12 protein-coding genes and 4 tRNA genes are annotated in these 18,159 nt (G+C 57.3%); 13 read left to right on the top strand and 3 right to left on the bottom strand.

Going from position 1 to position 18,159, the window contains the following annotated elements:
* Positions 1-192: 192 nt before the first annotated feature.
* Entirely contained in the window at positions 193-1,116 is a 924-nt protein-coding gene (pbpG, locus tag QU606_RS23340; RefSeq protein ID WP_069076554.1) for a D-alanyl-D-alanine endopeptidase, read from the bottom strand.
* Between the two features lie 439 nt (positions 1,117-1,555).
* A complete protein-coding gene (gene folD / locus QU606_RS23335) occupies positions 1,556-2,410 on the bottom strand; it encodes a bifunctional methylenetetrahydrofolate dehydrogenase/methenyltetrahydrofolate cyclohydrolase FolD (protein ID WP_024076274.1) in 855 nt (284 codons plus the stop codon).
* 275 nt (positions 2,411-2,685) lie between these two features.
* Between folD and QU606_RS23330 the strand changes: the two genes are divergently transcribed.
* From QU606_RS23330 to QU606_RS23280, 11 genes are all read left to right on the top strand, one after another.
* Positions 2,686-2,762, top strand: a tRNA-Arg gene (locus tag QU606_RS23330).
* Positions 2,763-2,794: 32 nt separating this feature from the next.
* Positions 2,795-2,870: transfer RNA gene (locus tag QU606_RS23325), tRNA-His, on the top strand.
* A gap of 56 nt (positions 2,871-2,926) precedes the next feature.
* Positions 2,927-3,011, top strand: a tRNA-Leu gene (locus QU606_RS23320).
* Positions 3,012-3,088: 77 nt separating this feature from the next.
* Positions 3,089-3,164 (top strand) — tRNA-His (locus tag QU606_RS23315).
* A 1,425-nt stretch (positions 3,165-4,589) separates the two neighbouring features.
* Positions 4,590-6,293 carry a group II intron reverse transcriptase/maturase gene (gene ltrA / locus QU606_RS23310; protein WP_031694129.1) on the top strand — a complete coding sequence of 568 codons (1,704 nt, stop codon included), beginning with the start codon at positions 4,590-4,592 and terminating at the stop codon, positions 6,291-6,293.
* Between the two features lie 129 nt (positions 6,294-6,422).
* On the top strand, positions 6,423-7,733 hold the full coding sequence (gene tig / locus QU606_RS23305; RefSeq protein ID WP_024076273.1) for a trigger factor: 1,311 nt from the start codon (positions 6,423-6,425) through the stop codon (positions 7,731-7,733).
* Positions 7,734-7,824: 91 nt separating this feature from the next.
* Positions 7,825-8,460, top strand: a complete 636-nt coding sequence (gene clpP, locus QU606_RS23300) for an ATP-dependent Clp endopeptidase proteolytic subunit ClpP (RefSeq protein WP_024076272.1) — start codon at positions 7,825-7,827, stop codon at positions 8,458-8,460.
* 112 nt (positions 8,461-8,572) lie between these two features.
* A complete protein-coding gene (gene clpX / locus QU606_RS23295) occupies positions 8,573-9,856 on the top strand; it encodes an ATP-dependent Clp protease ATP-binding subunit ClpX (protein ID WP_010564906.1) in 1,284 nt (427 codons plus the stop codon).
* Positions 9,857-10,031: 175 nt separating this feature from the next.
* Positions 10,032-12,428, top strand: a complete 2,397-nt coding sequence (gene lon, locus QU606_RS23290; protein WP_069076552.1) for an endopeptidase La — start codon at positions 10,032-10,034, stop codon at positions 12,426-12,428.
* A 148-nt stretch (positions 12,429-12,576) separates the two neighbouring features.
* The gene (locus QU606_RS23285; protein WP_003174819.1) at positions 12,577-12,849 is read left to right on the top strand and encodes an HU family DNA-binding protein; all 273 of its coding nucleotides are present in this window, start codon (positions 12,577-12,579) and stop codon (positions 12,847-12,849) included.
* A gap of 231 nt (positions 12,850-13,080) precedes the next feature.
* The gene (locus QU606_RS23280; protein ID WP_024076270.1) at positions 13,081-14,955 is read left to right on the top strand and encodes a SurA N-terminal domain-containing protein; all 1,875 of its coding nucleotides are present in this window, start codon (positions 13,081-13,083) and stop codon (positions 14,953-14,955) included.
* A gap of 105 nt (positions 14,956-15,060) precedes the next feature.
* On the opposite strand, the gene QU606_RS23275 is transcribed toward QU606_RS23280, so the two are convergent.
* A complete protein-coding gene (locus QU606_RS23275; protein ID WP_304997571.1) occupies positions 15,061-16,254 on the bottom strand; it encodes an MFS transporter in 1,194 nt (397 codons plus the stop codon).
* Positions 16,255-16,374: 120 nt separating this feature from the next.
* Here QU606_RS23275 and QU606_RS23270 point away from each other — a divergent pair, with 120 nt between their 5' ends.
* Both QU606_RS23270 and QU606_RS23265 read left to right on the top strand, forming a co-directional pair.
* Entirely contained in the window at positions 16,375-17,274 is a 900-nt protein-coding gene (locus QU606_RS23270) for a LysR family transcriptional regulator (RefSeq protein WP_304998647.1), read from the top strand.
* Between the two features lie 89 nt (positions 17,275-17,363).
* Positions 17,364-18,158: a DUF2242 domain-containing protein gene (locus QU606_RS23265; protein ID WP_024076267.1), complete on the top strand. Its 795-nt coding sequence runs from the start codon at positions 17,364-17,366 to the stop codon at positions 18,156-18,158.
* The last annotated feature ends 1 nt before the right edge of the window (position 18,159 follow it).

Raw genomic sequence — 18,159 nt, 5'->3', positions numbered from 1 at the left:
GGGATGAACATTTAGCGGCAGTTCCTGCGCAAAGTAAAAGCGCATTCGTGCGCTATTTTGCCGCAGATCAGGCAGCGGCCTGGGGCGACCGACTCCCCCGCAAAAATCTGTTTTGTGTGTCTATCGGACAAAAAAATGCCCCGAGCGAGTCGGGGCATCCGCCAAGGTGACACCTTGTCCTGGCGGGTTGGTTCAGCGTCGAACCTCTGCCGCGTTGGCGCGGTTCTTCAGGTTCTTATCGGCTTTGTAGCGCAATGCCACATCCGGCACCGAACCGCTCTTGCCGGTTTCGACCCAGTTGCGAATGCGGCTGGCATCGGCGAAGTGGGTGAATTTGCCGAAGGCGTCGAGGATCACCAGCGACACCGGGCGGTTACCCATGCTGGTTACCAGCACCAGGCAGTGACCGGCCTGGTTGGTGAAGCCGGTCTTCGTCAGCTTGATGTCCCAGTTGGCGCGGTTGATCAGGTGGTCGGTGTTGGAGAAGCCCAGGGTGTAGTTGGGCTTGCGGAACGCCACGGTTTTTTCCTTGGTGGTGCTCAGCTGGCTCAGCATCGGGTATTTGCGCGCATAGGCCAGCAGCTTGCTCAGGTCCCTGGCGGTCGACACGTTGTGGATCGACAGGCCGGTGGGCTCGACGTAATGGGTACTGGTCATGCCCAGCGCCTTGGCCTTGGCGTTCATCGCTGCAATAAAGGCCGGGTAGCCGCCTGGGTAGTGGTGGGCCAGGCTGGCGGCGGCGCGGTTCTCCGAGGACATCAGGGCGATCAGCAGCATTTCTTTGCGGGGCATTTCGCTGCCGATTTTCACCCGGGAGAACACACCCTTCATTTCCGGGGTGTCCTTGATGTTGATGTCGATGTACTCGTCCATGTTTTGCTTGGCTTCGAGCACGATCAACCCGGTCATCAGCTTGCTCACGGAAGCGATGGGTACCACCACGTCCGGGTTGCTGGAATAAATCACCTTGTTGGTTTGCAGGTCGACCAGCATGGCGCTGCCGGAGGCAATTTGCAGTTTGGAGGTGTCACGCGGCGCCAGGGTGGTTTCGGCGGCTTGCGCGAAGGTGCCTGTGAAAGCAAACAATAGGCTGACGAGAGAGAGACGAATTTTCACGCGGATGAACTCGCTAAAAAGTAAGGAAATACCGTTCTGCAACGGGTTATATGAAAAATGACGTTACATTTTAAGAGTATGGATCAGAAAACGATAGAGAGCCTTTAAATAAAGGCTGTAAGCCGATGATTGGTTGGGTTTGTATCCACCCGCGGAAAAAAAAGGCCCGCTTGCGGGCGGGCCTAATGGAGTTCTTCAAAGGAGTGGGGGTAAGTTGCGCCCGTTCCCGTCGATGGCGGGTGAAAAGGATGTCGAAGAATCGAGAAACCCGGCATTGCGGCTAGCTATTGAGCAGGATGCTCGGGCGAGTCCTTTATGTGGCTGACTTCAACAACCCGTGGCGTTTTGGGAGGGGGGAGGAGAGCAGCTTTATTGACGGGTGATCAAAAAAACAAAAGCCCTGCGATCAGGCAGGGCTTTTGTTCAGCGCGCCAGAGGGTCAGGCGTGCAGGGTTTCCGCCGCATACAGCGTATTTTCCAGCAGGCAGGCACGGGTCATCGGGCCAACGCCGCCTGGCACCGGGGTAATCCAGCCGGCGCGGGGCAGGGCGGTTTCGTACACCACGTCGCCGACCAACTTGCCGTCTTCCTGGCGGTTGATGCCGACGTCGATAACGATGGCGCCTGGCTTGATCCATTCACCTTTCACCAGCCCTGGCTTGCCGGCGGCGACCACGACCAGATCGGCGCGGCCGACATGGCCGGCCAGGTCTTTGGTGAAGCGGTGGGTCACGGTCACGGTGCAGCCGGCCAGCAGCAGCTCCATGGCCATCGGGCGACCGACGATGTTGGAAGCACCGACGATGACGGCGTCGAGGCCGTAGAGGTCGACACCGGTGCTTTCGAGCAGGGTCATGATGCCTTTGGGCGTGCACGGGCGCAGCAGCGGGATACGCTGGGCGAGGCGGCCGACGTTATACGGGTGGAAGCCATCGACGTCCTTGTCCGGGCGGATGCGCTCCAGCAGCTTGGAGGCGTCCAGGTGCTCAGGCAGTGGCAATTGCAGCAGGACGCCGTCGATGCTCGGGTCGTCGTTGAGGCTGTCAATCAGGTCGGTCAGGGCCTGTTGAGTCGTGTTGGCAGGCAGGTCGTAGGCTTTGGAGATAAAGCCGACCTCTTCACAGTCTTTACGCTTGTGCGAGACATAAACCTGAGAGGCAGGATCGCTGCCGACCAGGATCACCGCGAGACCCGGCGTGCGCAGACCTTGCTGGCGACGCTCGGTGACGCGTTTGGCGATCTGCTGGCGCAGGCTGGCGGCGATTGATTTGCCGTCGATAAGTTGTGCAGTCATTACGCGTGATTAACCATCGAGAGGGGGAAGAAAAGTGCGCGCATTCTCGCACGCCAAGGCGTGAGGGCAAAGGCGCTTGGTCTGCAAATTGGCCTAACCCCTTAAATAAAATGAATTTTTTTTAAAAAAGATTTGACGGGTTTCCGGGGCCTCTATACTATTCGTCGCACTTGTCGGGCACAGCCTAGCACTGGTTAAGAAGGTCGAGCAGAATTGCTGTTCTGCAAGGCTGGAAGCACTTAGTTTGTAATCCTCCAAGAGTACAGATTAATCAGGCGCCCGTAGCTCAGCTGGATAGAGCATCCGCCTTCTAAGCGGATGGTCGCAGGTTCGAGTCCTGCCGGGTGCGCCATTAGGCAGCTTTGGCACAAGTAGCGCTATATGGTGGGCGTAGCTCAGTTGGTAGAGCACGGGATTGTGACTCCCGTTGTCGAGGGTTCGATCCCCTTCGTCCACCCCATATTTAGAAAGGCGCCAGATTAATCATCTGGCGCCTTTGCTTTAAGAGCTTCAAGCGCGGATGTGGTGGAATTGGTAGACACACTGGATTTAGGTTCCAGCGCCGCGAGGCGTAAGAGTTCGAGTCTCTTCATCCGCACCAATTAAAGCCATGCGCAGCCGACAGGCTGGGTAGGGCTCAACAAAGAAGTGGTTTGGTTTCTTTGTTAACGCAATATGGTGGGCGTAGCTCAGTTGGTAGAGCACGGGATTGTGACTCCCGTTGTCGAGGGTTCGATCCCCTTCGTCCACCCCATATTCGAAAGGCGCCAGATTTAACAGTCTGGCGCCTTTTTTGTTTTAGCGGTTCCAGTGCCCGGCGGCTGTAGGTGCTGGGTCGCAAGAGCGGGGCGTTTCGTCGTATTTATGTATCTCGATGATGCCGCACTGCTTGCCTGTCCTGTTCGTGGGGCGGGTTGTCAGGGAGATGATCGGCGACTTCTTCTATATATAGAAGGGTTGGCGCAGAGCCTTGGCGTGATTGGCTGTTATTTGTCACCGGGGCGAGCTGCATTCGTGCATTCGTACCGATAAATTGCCTGCTGTTTTTTTACCCGTTTCCAGTAGGGTGACTTCTTGAGTTTGACCCACTAGAATGCATGCCCTTGGTGCGACACGCGTGGCGTGTCTCCTAAACTTCGAGGTGTAGAGTCATCTTGAAGGGTTTTCGAAAGAGAGCCGAGAGCTTGGGTGCCCAATCCCAAGAAAAAAAACCCCTCCCAGAAGTCCAATGCCTTCAAGGACTTGCCGCAGCGGCGGTGGCAAACTCAAGGTCGATTAGCGCTCGGTGGCTCGACCGCAGTACTGGATTTCCGGTATTGGAGTGCCTACTACACATCAGCCCTATTCAGGGCTAAACCCATGCGGGAGAGAATCCCCGCTGGGGTTCCCTCCTGCTTTTGAAACAGGAGGTAACAATTCTTTGAGCATGCTGCCTCGGCAGTCCCTGTTCACATCAAACCGGAGACATGAGCGAAAGCTCTGTCTGTCATTGTCCAACCATTGCCTGTTCGGAGTGGCAGCGGACTCGTTGTGCGACCAACGATAGCCTAGGAAGACATGCGTCACTGGTAACGGTGGGGTGTGAAGCTCTTCCAACAATGTAGCCCCCGTATGGGTGCGTCTTCGCCGTGAGGCGGAGCGCAGATGCTCGGAGCAGTACCGGGTTGAGGCGCTAGGCTGGCTGGTATGGGTAACACAAGTGAACTGCTAATAAACGTCGTCAGCATTACGGTGCCTAATCTGCTGATAGGCATTAACCAAAAAGGTGATGCGACCGGTTGTTCTGGTCAAGGGTCGGAACACGTCGTCACATAAGGTCGCCGGCGAATAGGCAGACTCTAACCCAGTCGTGTGACAGGCAGGGAACGTGGTAAGCCCGTATGGCTGCCTTCGGGCAGGTGAACCGCAAGGTGATCCGTTGGCTGTGCGGGTATGGGATCGCAGAGAAAGCGAAAGCCGGGCTGTAATGGCCCGGATAGGGGCTGGAACATTGCTCCACGGGAAACCGGGCAGACTTCTGCGTGGTCTTTCGTCGCATGAACTCTGAGTGAACCTGTCTCAATAAACCTAGAGATCCAGCTGTAACGGATCTTCTATTAATCCAACCCTGGCGGGAGCGTCCATTCCCGTCAGGGGATGTGTGCGTCTTTCGCTTGGGGCAACTTGAGAGGAAGGCAGCATGTTAGAACATAGCCAATTGGCCGTGTCTGCGCCTTCCGGCGCTCCGCAACAATGGCATGACATCGATTGGTGGCGTGTTCAGCGGAATGTCCGGGCGATGCAGATACGGATTGCGAAGGCTTGTCGGGAAGGCAACTGGCGCAGGGTGAAAGCCTTGCAGCGGATGCTGACCCGCTCACGCTCGGCCAGATACTTGGCCGTACGGCGAGTCACTGAAAACCAGGGTAAGCGCACGGCGGGAGTCGACCGCGTGCTCTGGGATACACCCGATGCCAAATGGAAGGCGGCAAATGGGTTGAAGCGCCACGGTTATAAACCACGGCCTTTACGGCGTGTGTTTATTCCGAAGTCAAATGGAAAAGAGCGCCCTCTGGGCATTCCGACCATGACGGACAGGGCAATGCAGGCGTTGTATTTGCTTGCTCTGGCACCCATTGCAGAAACCACCGGCGATCCAAACAGCTACGGCTTTAGGATCGAGCGATCTACGGCGGATGCAATGGGGCAGTTGTTCGTATGCCTATCCAAGAAGGTTTCGGCCCAATGGGTTTTGGAGGCGGACATCAAAGGCTGCTTTGACCATATCAATCATGACTGGCTTATCACCAACGTCCCAACGGATAAGGTGGTTCTCCGAAAATGGTTGAAAGCTGGCGTGATTCATAAAGGCCAGCTACAGGCAACGGATGCCGGTACGCCACAGGGCGGGATTGTCTCGCCCAGCTTGGCGAATCTGGTGCTGGATGGGCTGGAGTCACAACTTAAGCAACATCTGGGTGTGACCAAGGCCAAGAAGCTGAAAATCAATGTGGTGCGTTATGCGGATGACTTTGTGATAACCGGAACCTCGCGAGAGGTGCTGGAAACTGAAGTCAGACCTTGGGTAGAGCAGTTCCTAGCAGTGCGGGGGCTGCAGTTGTCACTCGAGAAGACGCGTGTCGTCCATATAAAGGAAGGCTTTGACTTTCTAGGTTGGAATTTCCGCAAGTACGATGGGAAGCTTCTGATCAAGCCAAGCAAGAAAAACGTGAAAGCGTTCTATAGCAAGGTAAGGGAGGTCATCAGTACCAGCAAAACGGTAAGGCAGGAGGATCTGATCCGACAGCTGAATCCGATACTGCGTGGCTGGGCGTTCTATCACCAGCCTGTGGTAGCCAAGAAAGCGTATAGCCGCATGGATTACATGATCTTTCTGGCTCTATGGCGTTGGGCAAAACGGCGACACCCTAAGAAAACACTCCAGTGGATCGGAGCGAAATACTTTAAACCCATGAAGGGGCGGAAAGGGGTGTTTGCTACCGCGACGATGAATGACAAGGGAGAGATGCGAACGATCGAGTTGTACTCGCTAGCGAGCACTCCGATCGAACGACACAAGAAGGTGAGTGGGGAGTACAACCCCTTCGATCCTTCTATGGAGGAAATGGGTGAGAAAAGGCGTATGGAACAGATGCTCAAAAGGCTGGCGTACCGTAAGCAAATCTTGAGCCTTTTCCAGAGTCAGAAAGGATTGTGTCCAATATGTAAGTTACCGATTACGAAGGAGACGGGGTGGCATGATCACCACATTCTGTACCGCACAAAAGGCGGTGGAGACTCCCTAAATAACCGGGTACTATTGCACCCCCTTTGTCACCAGCGGCTACACGCTCGCGGATTGACAGTGAACAAACCGGCTCCCCTTACCGGGGGTTTTGATTAGGCCCGAGCCGTATGCGGGGAAACTCGCACGTACGGTTCTTAGGGGGAGGTGGGCCAGTAATGGCCCATCTCTACCCGACATTCTGGGGTCGGAAACGGCCGGCTAACGTCTGTGCAACGAGGAATATCCATGCAAGTTTCTGTTGAAAATACTACTGCTCTCGAGCGCCGCCTGAGCATCACCGTGCCGGCAGAGCGCATCGAGACTGCGGTCAACAAGCGTCTGCAGCAGACTGCCCAAAAGGCCAAGATCGCTGGCTTCCGTCCAGGCAAAGTGCCAATGAGCGAAATCAAGCGCCGTTTTGGTGCTGATGCGCGCCAGGAAGCGGTAGGTGACGTGATCCAGGCTTCCTTCTACGAAGCCGTTGTTGAGCAAAAGCTGAACCCGGCTGGTTCGCCGTCGATCGAGCCTAAGTCCCTGGAAGCCGGCAAGGACCTGGAATACGTTGCCGTATTCGAAGTGTTCCCAGAGTTCACCGTTGCCGGTTTCGACGGTATCGCTATCGAGCGCCTGAGCGCTGAAGTGGCCGATTCGGACCTGGACAACATGCTGGAAATCCTGCGCAAGCAGAACACTCGTTTCGAAGTGGCCGACCGTGCCGCCCAGAACGAAGACCAGCTGAACATCGATTTCGTGGGCAAGGTTGATGGCGAAGTATTCGCCGGCGGCTCCGCCAAGGGTACTCAGCTGGTGCTGGGCTCCAATCGCATGATCCCGGGCTTCGAAGACGGCCTGGTTGGCGCGAAGGCTGGTGAAGAACGCGTCCTGAACCTGACTTTCCCGGCTGACTACCAGAACCTGGACCTGGCTGGCAAAGCCGCCGAGTTCACCGTGACCGTCAACAGCGTTTCCGAGCCTAAGCTGCCAGAGCTGAACGAAGAGTTCTTCGCTCAATTCGGTATCAAGGAAACCGGTATCGAAGGCTTCCGCACCGAAGTTCGCAAGAACATGGAGCGCGAGCTGCGCCAGGCCATCAAGTCTAAGGTCAAGAATCAGGTGATGGACGGTCTGCTGGCCGCCAACCCGATCGAAGTACCTAAGGCCCTGCTGTCCAACGAAGTGGATCGCCTGCGCGTACAAGCTGTTCAGCAATTTGGTGGCAACATCAAGCCTGATCAACTGCCGGCCGAGCTGTTCGAAGAGCAGGCCAAGCGCCGCGTCGTGCTGGGCCTGATCGTGGCTGAAGTGGTCAAGCAGTTCGACCTCAAGCCTGACGAAGACCGCGTTCGCGAAATGATCCAGGAAATGGCTTCGGCCTACCAGGAGCCTGAGCAGGTCGTGGCTTGGTACTACAAGAATGACCAGCAGCTGAACGAAGTACGTTCGGTTGTGCTGGAAGAACAAGTTGTGGATACTGTTCTGCAGAAGGCTAAGGTGACCGATAAATCGGTCTCTTACGAAGAAGCAGTCAAACCGGTCGAAGCACCACAAGCCGACTGATTGCCCAACTCGTTCGAAATACAACCATAAGCCAGCCTCGCGCTGGCTTATGTGTTTTCAAGACATGACTATTTGGGAGTAACTGCAGAGCATGTTCCGTAATTCCTATATTCAGCAGAACTCTGATATCCAGGCCGCAGGCGGCCTGGTCCCGATGGTTGTCGAGCAGTCCGCTCGTGGCGAACGCGCCTACGACATCTACTCGCGCCTGCTCAAGGAGCGAGTGATCTTTCTGGTGGGTCCTGTAGAGGACTACATGGCCAACCTGATCTGTGCGCAACTGCTGTTCCTTGAAGCGGAAAACCCGGACAAGGACATCCATCTTTACATTAACTCGCCGGGCGGTTCGGTGACTGCGGGCATGTCGATCTACGACACCATGCAGTTTATCAAGCCGAACGTGTCGACCACCTGCATCGGCCAGGCATGCAGCATGGGCGCATTCCTGCTGACCGCTGGTGCCGAAGGCAAGCGTTACTGCCTGCCGAACTCGCGTGTGATGATTCACCAGCCACTGGGCGGCTTCCAGGGCCAGGCATCGGATATCGAAATCCATGCCAGGGAGATCCTCTTTATTCGTGAGCGTCTCAACACGCTGATGGCCAAGCACAGCGGGCATACCTTGGAAGAAATCGAGCGTGATACCAACCGTGACAATTTCATGAGTGCCGAAGCGGCACGTGATTACGGGTTGATCGACGCAGTGATCGAAAAGCGCCCCGCTTAATATAAGCAGCTCAAAATAGGGCTGGTCGGCTTGTCCGATCACCGGCGGGCTTGAAAAAGCCCGCATAAGCCTTCATCTTGTGTTGCAAGCCTATCGGATTTGGATCGAACGAATGACTGACACCCGCAACGGCGAGGACAACGGCAAGCTGCTCTATTGCTCCTTCTGTGGCAAAAGCCAGCATGAAGTACGCAAATTGATTGCCGGCCCCTCGGTCTTTATCTGCGACGAGTGCGTCGACCTGTGCAATGACATCATCCGTGAGGAGGTGCAGGAAGCCCAGGCCGAAAGCAGCGCGCATAAATTGCCTTCGCCTAAAGAAATCAGCGGCATCCTTGACCAGTATGTGATTGGTCAAGAGCGTGCAAAGAAGGTTCTGGCCGTAGCGGTGTACAACCACTACAAGCGCTTGAACCAGCGTGACAAGAAAGGCGACGAAGTCGAACTCGGCAAGAGCAACATCTTGCTGATTGGGCCTACAGGTTCGGGTAAAACCCTGCTTGCAGAAACCCTCGCTCGCCTGCTGAACGTTCCGTTCACCATCGCCGACGCCACCACCCTCACCGAGGCTGGCTACGTGGGTGAAGATGTCGAGAACATCATTCAGAAACTGCTGCAGAAGTGCGACTACGATGTTGAGAAGGCCCAGATGGGTATTGTCTACATCGACGAAATCGACAAGATTTCCCGCAAGTCCGACAATCCGTCGATCACCCGGGATGTTTCCGGTGAAGGCGTTCAGCAGGCACTGTTGAAGCTGATTGAAGGCACGGTTGCTTCCGTACCGCCACAAGGCGGCCGCAAGCATCCGCAGCAGGAATTCCTTCAGGTTGATACGCGTAACATCCTGTTCATCTGTGGCGGTGCGTTCTCCGGTCTGGAAAAGGTTATTCAAAACCGTTCCACCCGTGGCGGCATTGGTTTCAGTGCAGAGGTACGCAGCAAGGAAGAAGGCAAGAAGGTGGGCGAGTCCCTGCGTGAAGTTGAACCTGACGATCTGGTCAAGTTCGGTCTGATCCCGGAATTCGTTGGCCGTCTGCCGGTCCTGGCCACGTTGGACGAGTTGGATGAGGCGGCTCTGATTCAGATCCTCACCGAGCCGAAAAACGCCCTGACCAAGCAATATGCCAAGCTGTTCGAAATGGAAGGTGTAGACCTCGAGTTCCGTACCGATGCACTCAAATCGGTGGCCAAGCGGGCACTGGAGCGCAAGACCGGTGCGCGTGGCCTGCGCTCGATTCTCGAAGGCGTGTTGCTCGACACCATGTACGAAATCCCCTCGCAATCCGAGGTGAGTAAAGTGGTGATCGACGAAAGCGTTATTGAAGGTAAGTCCAAGCCACTGTATATCTACGAAAACAGTGAGCCTGCTGCCAAGGCTGCGCCAGACGCGTAAGCGTTTTGCAGTTGCTTTACAAACAAGGGGCCTTTAGGGGCCCCTTAGTTTTTAGGACGCGTTTTGGCTGTACCGGTTTTCCTGCGTTTAACTGCTGGCAATAAGCTTGTTTTTTTTGCATGCAGCCCCCATCTTGGTTTCAAGCTTACTTTTCAACTGTCATAGAGGCGAAATCATGAAGACAACCATCGAATTGCCTCTCCTGCCGTTGCGTGATGTCGTCGTCTATCCGCACATGGTTATCCCGCTGTTCGTGGGGCGCGAGAAGTCTATCGAAGCCCTCGAGGCTGCGATGACGGGCGACAAGCAGATCCTGCTGTTGGCCCAGAAAAATCCTGCTGATGATGATCCAGGCGAAGATGCCTTGTATCGCGTCGGCACTGTTGCGACTGTGCTGCAACTGCTCAAGCTGCCGGATGGCACCGTCAAGGTGCTGGTGGAAGGTGAGCAGCGCGGCGCGGTGGAGCGTTTCATGGAGGTGGACGGCCACCTGCGCGCGGAAGTGGCGCTGATCGACGAAGCCGAGGCCCCTGAGCGCGAATCTGAAGTGTTTGTACGCAGCTTGCTTTCGCAGTTCGAGCAATATGTGCAGCTGGGCAAGAAAGTCCCGGCGGAGGTCCTGTCGTCCCTCAACAGCATCGATGAGCCAAGCCGCCTGGTCGACACCATGGCCGCGCACATGGCGCTGAAGATCGAACAGAAGCAAGACATTCTCGAAATCATCGACCTGTCCGCCCGTGTCGAGCACGTGCTGGCGCTGCTGGATGCTGAAATCGACCTGCTACAGGTCGAGAAGCGCATCCGTGGTCGTGTGAAGAAACAAATGGAGCGCAGCCAGCGCGAGTACTACTTGAATGAGCAGATGAAGGCCATTCAGAAAGAGCTCGGCGACAGCGAGGAAGGCCACAACGAAATCGAAGAGCTGAAAAAACGCATCGATGCCGCTGGCCTGCCGAAAGACGCCCTGACCAAAGCCAATGCCGAGCTGAACAAGCTCAAGCAAATGTCGCCGATGTCGGCCGAGGCCACGGTGGTTCGGTCCTATATCGACTGGCTGGTACAGGTGCCGTGGAAGGCCCAGACCAAAGTGCGTCTGGACCTGACCCGCGCTGAAGACATTCTTGACGCCGACCACTACGGCCTCGAAGAAGTCAAAGAGCGCATCCTCGAATACCTCGCCGTGCAAAAGCGCGTGAAGAAAATTCGTGGTCCGGTGTTGTGCCTGGTTGGTCCTCCGGGCGTGGGTAAAACCTCCCTGGCCGAGTCCATTGCCAATGCCACTAACCGTAAATTCGTGCGCATGGCACTTGGTGGCGTGCGTGATGAGGCCGAAATCCGTGGTCATCGCCGCACATACATTGGCTCGATGCCAGGAAGATTGATTCAAAAGATGACAAAGGTGGGTGTGCGCAACCCGCTGTTCCTGCTCGATGAAATCGACAAAATGGGCAGCGACATGCGTGGCGATCCGGCGTCGGCCTTGCTCGAAGTGCTCGACCCCGAGCAGAACCACAATTTCAACGACCATTACCTGGAAGTCGACTACGACTTGTCCGACGTAATGTTCCTGTGCACCTCCAACTCCATGAACATTCCGCCAGCTTTGCTGGACCGGATGGAGGTGATTCGTCTGCCGGGTTACACCGAGGACGAGAAGATCAACATCGCGGTCAAATACCTCGCGCCCAAGCAGATTTCGGCCAATGGCCTGAAGAAAGGCGAGATCGAATTCGAAGTCGAGGCCATTCGCGACTTGGTGCGTTACTACACCCGCGAGGCCGGCGTGCGGGGGCTTGAGCGCCAGATTGCGAAGATTTGCCGCAAGGCGGTCAAGGAACATGCGCTGGAAAAACGTTTCTCGGTGAAGGTTGCCGCCGACTCCCTGGAGCACTTCCTGGGCGTACGTAAATTCCGTTACGGCCTGGCGGAGCAGCAGGATCAGGTCGGGCAGGTGACTGGCCTGGCGTGGACCCAGGTGGGCGGCGAGTTGCTGACCATCGAAGCCGCGGTGATCCCGGGTAAGGGCCAACTGATCAAGACCGGTTCCCTCGGTGACGTGATGGTCGAATCCATCACCGCTGCCCAGACTGTGGTGCGCAGCCGTGCCCGAAGCCTGGGGATCCCTCTGGACTTCCACGAGAAGCACGACACTCACATCCACATGCCGGAAGGGGCGACCCCTAAAGACGGCCCTAGCGCAGGCGTAGGCATGTGCACGGCCCTGGTCTCGGCCCTGACCGGCATTCCCGTGCGCGCCGATGTGGCCATGACCGGGGAAATCACCCTGCGTGGCCAGGTATTGGCTATCGGTGGCCTGAAAGAGAAATTGCTTGCTGCACATCGGGGTGGAATCAAGACGGTGATCATTCCTGAAGAGAATGTTCGCGACTTGAAGGAAATTCCTGACAATATCAAGCAAGATCTTCAGATTAAACCGGTTAAATGGATTGACGAAGTCCTGCAAATTGCGCTGCAATACGCGCCGGAGCCCTTGCCGGATGTGGCTCCGGAGATAGTCGCGAAGGACGAAAAACGCGAGTCTGATTCCAAGGAAAGAATTAGCACGCATTAATGCGTTAAAGCCTGGGGGCTTCCTTGACAGCTTTTTAGAGCCCTTGTTATAAAGCGGCTCTTAAGTGTCTGTAGGCCATTCAGCACTGGTTTTTGCTTTCACCAAAAAACTTAGAATCATACTCAATAGATATATAAGGGGACTTAGAGTGAACAAGTCGGAACTGATTGATGCTATCGCCGCATCCGCTGATATCCCGAAAGCTGCTGCTGGCCGTGCGCTGGACGCAGTAATCGAATCCGTCACTGGCGCTCTGAAGGCCGGCGACTCGGTGGTACTGGTAGGCTTCGGTACTTTCTCTGTGACTGACCGCCCAGCTCGCACTGGCCGTAACCCACAGACTGGCAAAGCACTGCAAATCGCTGCTGCCAAAAAACCAGGTTTCAAAGCCGGTAAAGCCCTGAAAGAAGCCGTTAACTAAGTTTCGATCAAGCCTTTACCTACCCGGGTCCGACGCAGGTCTGGCCTGGCAGCGGAGCGGAAGCTGACCCACGTATCCATTGGGTCGCCACGCCGGGGGTGTGGGTTCAAACCCCCGTCCGCTCCGCCAGTTACGAGAAGGCGCATCCTCGGATGCGCCTTTCTTCTATCCGGACTCTACCCACGCTCCACGGTTGCCTAATTTTGAAGTTCAACCGTTTCTGGGGGACGCATGCTGCAGAATATCAGGGACAATTCACAAGGCTGGATTGCCAAGACCATTATCGGGATCATCGTCGCATTGATGGCGTTCACCGGTATCGAGGCCATTTTCCAGGCTTCGACCAACACCAAGCAGGACGTGGCCAAGGTCAACGGTGAAGTCATCACCCAGACCGAACTGAGCCAGGCCGTCGACATGCAACGTCGTCAGCTCATGCAACAGCTGGGCAAGGATTTTGATGCCTCCCTGCTGGACGAAAAATTGCTGCGCGATGCAGCCCTCAAGGGCCTGATCGATCGCAAGCTGCTGCTGCAAGGTGCGGCTGACTCCAAGTTCGGCTTCTCCGAAGCGGCACTGGACCAGGTGATCCTGCAGACGCCGGAATTCCAGGTCGACGGCAAATTCAGTGCCGAACGCTTTGACCAAGTGATTCGTCAACTGGGCTACAGCCGTCTGCAGTTCCGTCAGATGCTGACCCAGGAAATGCTGATCGGCCAGGTTCGCGCAGGCATCGCCGGCAGCGGTTTTGTGACCGACGCCGAGGTACTGGCATTTGCCCGCCTGGAAAAACAGACCCGCGATTTCGCCACCGTCAATATCAAGGCCAACCCTGCGGCGGTGAAGCTCACCGACGACGAGGTCAAGGCTTACTATGACCAGCACGCCAAGGAATTCATGACCCCGGACCAGGTAGTCATCGACTATCTGGAACTGAAGAAGTCGTCCTTCTTCGACCAGGTTACCGTCAAGGACGAAGACCTGCAGGCCGCCTATCAGAAAGAAACCGCCAACCTCGCTGAACAGCGTCGCGCGGCGCACATCCTGATTGAAGTCAACGACAAGGTCAGCGAGGCGCAAGCCAAGGCCAAGATCGAGGAAATCCAGGCGCGCCTGGCCAAGGGCGAGAAGTTCGAAGCCCTGGCCAAGGAGTTTTCCCAGGATCCAGGTTCGGCCAACAATGGTGGCGACCTGGGTTATGCCGGCCCAGGCGTTTACGATCCGGACTTCGAGACTGCCTTGTATGCGTTGAACAAGGATCAGGTCTCGGCGCCGGTACGCAGCAGCTTCGGTTGGCACCTGATCAAGCTGTTGGGTGTCGAGGCACCGCAAGTGCCGACATTTGCCAGCCTGAAAGACAAGCTGACCCGTGAACTCAAGACCCAGCAGGTCGAGCAGCGTTTCGTCGAAGCGACCAAGCAATTGGAAGATGCGGCATTCGAAGCTTCCGACCTGGCCCAGCCAGCCTCTGACCTCAAGCTGACCGTGCACACCTCCGCGCCATTTGGCCGTGAAGGTGGCGAAGGCATTGCGGCCAACCGTGCCGTGGTCACCGCTGCATTCAGCCCGGAAGTGTTGGATGAGGGGGCCAACAGCACCGCCATCGAGCTGGATCCGGAAACCATCATCGTGCTGCGTGCCAAAGAGCACCTCAAGCCTAAGCAACTGCCGCTGGAAAGCGTTGCGGCGGCGATCCGTACGCAGATGGCCAAGGAACGCGCCAGCGCGGCTGCCAAGGCTCACGCTGACGAGTTGATCGCCAGCTTGCGTGATGGCAAGACTCCGCTGAACCAGCCAGTCGATGGCCAGGCCTGGAAAGTCACTGAAGCGGCGACCCGTAGCCAGGAAACGATTGACCCAGCTGTTCTGCAAGCGCTGTTCCGCATGCCCAAGCCCGTGGCCAAGGACAAGCCGACCTTCACCACCGTGACCCTGGCTGACGGTAGCCTGGTGATCGTGCGCTTGAATGGTGTCAACGAAGCTGCCGCCCCATCGGACGAAGAAAAGGCGCAATACCGCCGCTTCCTCGCTTCCCGCGTGGGTCAGCAAGACTTCGCGGCGTACCGCAAGCAGTTGGAAAGCAAGGCTGATATCAAGAAGTATTGATGTCGGTTTGAACAAAAGCCCTCGGCCTGAAAGGACCGGGGGCTTTTTTTATGTGTGTCCCGCCCTGAATGAGGTTTACACCTTCTGGCCTATCTTCAGGAGGACTCAAGGGATTGAGGTAGAAGGCGCAGCCTGTGATGCACCGGCCAACGCCAGTAGCATCAACAGCACCACCGCCCATGGAAACGCCGCAACCCCCCAGCCCTCAAGCAACACCCCGCCGGCCAGCCCGCCGCCCGCTATCCCCAGGTTCCATACGGTCACCAGCATCGATTGCGCGGCATCCGCCGACGCGCCTGCCGATTTGGCCAGTGCGGTCTGCAACAATGCGGGCAGGCCGCCAAATGCCAGGCCCCAGAGGGCGATAGCCACGTAGATGACGGCGGGTATGTTGATCCAGAACGCCAGCGCCACGGCTATCAAGCCAAACAGCGCACAACTGATCAGCAGCAGTGTATGCAACCAACGATCAATCAACAGGCCGGCTAACCAGATGCTCAGCAGCGCCGCCAGGCCAAACACCAGTAGCACCCGGTCGATATCGGCGGTGATCGCGGCAGGCGCCAGCAGCGGGGCGATGTAGGTGTAGAGAATGTTGTGGGCGAGCACGTAGGTAAAGGTCACCCACAACACCGGACGAATACCTGGCAAGGTCAATACTTCACGCATTCCCAAGCGTTTTCCTGGCGGTTCGCCGGCAAAGTCCGGGAGCTGCCAGCGCGCCCAGATCAGCAGCACCAGCGTCAGCCCGGTCATGATCGCAAAGCTCAGGCGCCAGCCTGCAACGGTGCCTAGGAACGTGCCGGCCGGCACACCCAGGGACAAGGCCAATGGTGCGCCCAGCATCGCTACGGCGATCGCCCGGCCTTGCAAGTGCGGTGCAACCATCCGGCTTGCATAGCCTGCCAACAACGCCCAGAGCAGGCCGGCGAAGACCCCGGCAAAAAAGCGTGCACCCAGGATCAGCCCATAGTGACTGGACAGCGCCGTGACACTGTTGACCAGCGCGAAACCACCGATGGCGACCAGTAACAATGGCCGCCGACGCCAGCCTCGGGTCAGCAGGGTCAACGGTATCGCCGCAAGTAGCGACCCAAGCGCGTAGAGAGTGACCAATTGACCGACGAGCGCAGGCGATACGTCGAGGCCTTCGCCCATCTGCGGCAGGAGCCCGGCGGGCATGGCTTCAGTGAGGATGGTGATAAACCCGGCGCACGCCAGGGCCAGCAAGCCGCCCAGCGGTAGTACGTCAGGCTGGGCTGTCGTTGGGCAATCGGTCAGTGAAGGGCTGTTGCTCATAGCGCTCTATCCATGCAAAGGGGCAAGGGGGGCAGAGTAGGGGGCTGTGAGCAACGGAAAAACAGGCTAAGGTTCCGAACTTATCGGACACCTATGTCCGTAATACTCAAGGATTCGTTCATGGACAGCCTGGGCAGTCTCTCGGTATTTGTGCAGGTGGCGGAGACTCGCAGCTTTACGGCTGCCGGTCGCGTGCTGGGGGTGTCATCGTCGGCGGTGGGTAAAAGCATCGCACGCATGGAAGAGCGCCTGGGCGTAAGGCTATTTCACCGCAGCACGCGCAGTATCACCTTGACCAGTGAGGGTGCGCTGTTCCTTGAGCGCTCACGGCGCATCCTGGCCGAGGTCGAGGCGGCCGAGCAGGAGTTGACGCAAGCCGGGGCCACCCCTCGGGGTAAGTTGCGCATCAGTGTGCCGCAGGTGCGCGGCCTGTTGATGCCGGTGCTCAGCGACTTTATGCGCGCCTACCCGGCTATCGAATTGGATGTGGATTTTTCCGACCGTATGGTGGACGTGATCGAGGAGGGTTTCGATGCGGTGATTCGCACCGGTAAACCGGAAGATTCGCGCTTGATGGCGCGGCATCTGGGCTATTACCAGTTGGTGCTGGTCGGCACCCCCGGTTACTTCGACCAACATGGCACCCCGCAGCAGCCGCAGGACCTGAGCCGCCATGCCTGCCTGCGCCATAAGTTCTGCGCCACCGGCAAGCTGGAAAACTGGCCATTGCGCCAGGTGCCAGGCATTGCCGAGCCGACACTGCGCGCACCGCTGGTCAGTACCACCATCGAGTCCCTCAACCATGTGGTGCTTGAGGGGTTGGGTATCGCTTGCCTTCCGGACTATATGGTCAACCAGGCCGTGGAGCAGGGGCGTTTACAGCGTGTACTGGACGACTACCTCGAGCACCGGGGTAGTTTCTGGATGTTGTGGCCATCAAGTCGCCATGCCTCGGCCAAACTCCGCGTGTTTATTGACCATATGTGTGCCGGGCTTTTTCCTGTAGGCACCGATGTGTAGGCCTGTGACGTTTTACCGACAGGAATGCGCGCGCCAAGGCCTCGTTCTGTTGCACAATACCGCCCTGACTGTTTTCCTCAGGATTTTCAATGTCGACATCATTTCACTTGCGTAGCCTCGGGTTGGCGCTGGTGCTGGCGGGCGCCGCGGGCTGCTCGTCACCCAAGACCGCTATTTATGAACATGAAAATTTCGACGACTCTGGTACGTTTTCCCGGGATTACCCGGTCACTGACGTGGCAGCGTGCGAGGCCGCACGGCGTGCCCTGCTGAGCCAGGGCTACATCATCACCAGCAGCGATCCGAAACTGGTAGTGGGTAACAAGAGTTTCCAGCAGACCGGCGAGACTCACCTGCAAATCAGCTTCAACGTGGTGTGTGCCGATGACGGCAAGGGCAAAAACCACTCGACGATGTTCGCCAACGCCCTGCAGGACCGCTATGCGCTGAAGAAGGTCAACAACTCCGCAAGCCTGGGGGTGGGCGTGCTGGGCTCGGTGTCGATGCCGATTGGCTCCACCGATGACTCGATGGTGAAGGTGGCGAGCGAGACCGTCTCGGCGCCGAAGTTCTACGAGCGCTACTTTGCCCTGGTGGACGTGTTCCTGCCTCAGGAAGTCAAGAAGGCGGCGCATATTCCAGAGACGCCCAAGGCGGACCTGGGGGTACCGGAACCCAAGGTCGCCCCAGCGGCCGAGAAAACGCCAACGCCGAAGGAAGCACCCGCGGCGCCGGCCGCCTCGGAGCCGGTTGTACCTGCGCCGGAGGCTGCGCCGATTGCCCCGCAGGCAGAACCGACACCTGCACCGACACCAGCGCCAACCACGTCGGACCTGCCGCCGCCGACAGAGCCGATTCCACCCCTGCCGACGCCTGCACAGTAAA

It is taken from the genome of Pseudomonas sp. OVF7, from assembly GCF_030644265.1.
GTDB lineage: Bacteria > Pseudomonadota > Gammaproteobacteria > Pseudomonadales > Pseudomonadaceae > Aquipseudomonas > Aquipseudomonas gorinensis.
The sequence above is the reverse complement of the archived record's forward strand: the minus strand, read 5'-3'. Positions and strand labels throughout refer to the sequence as shown.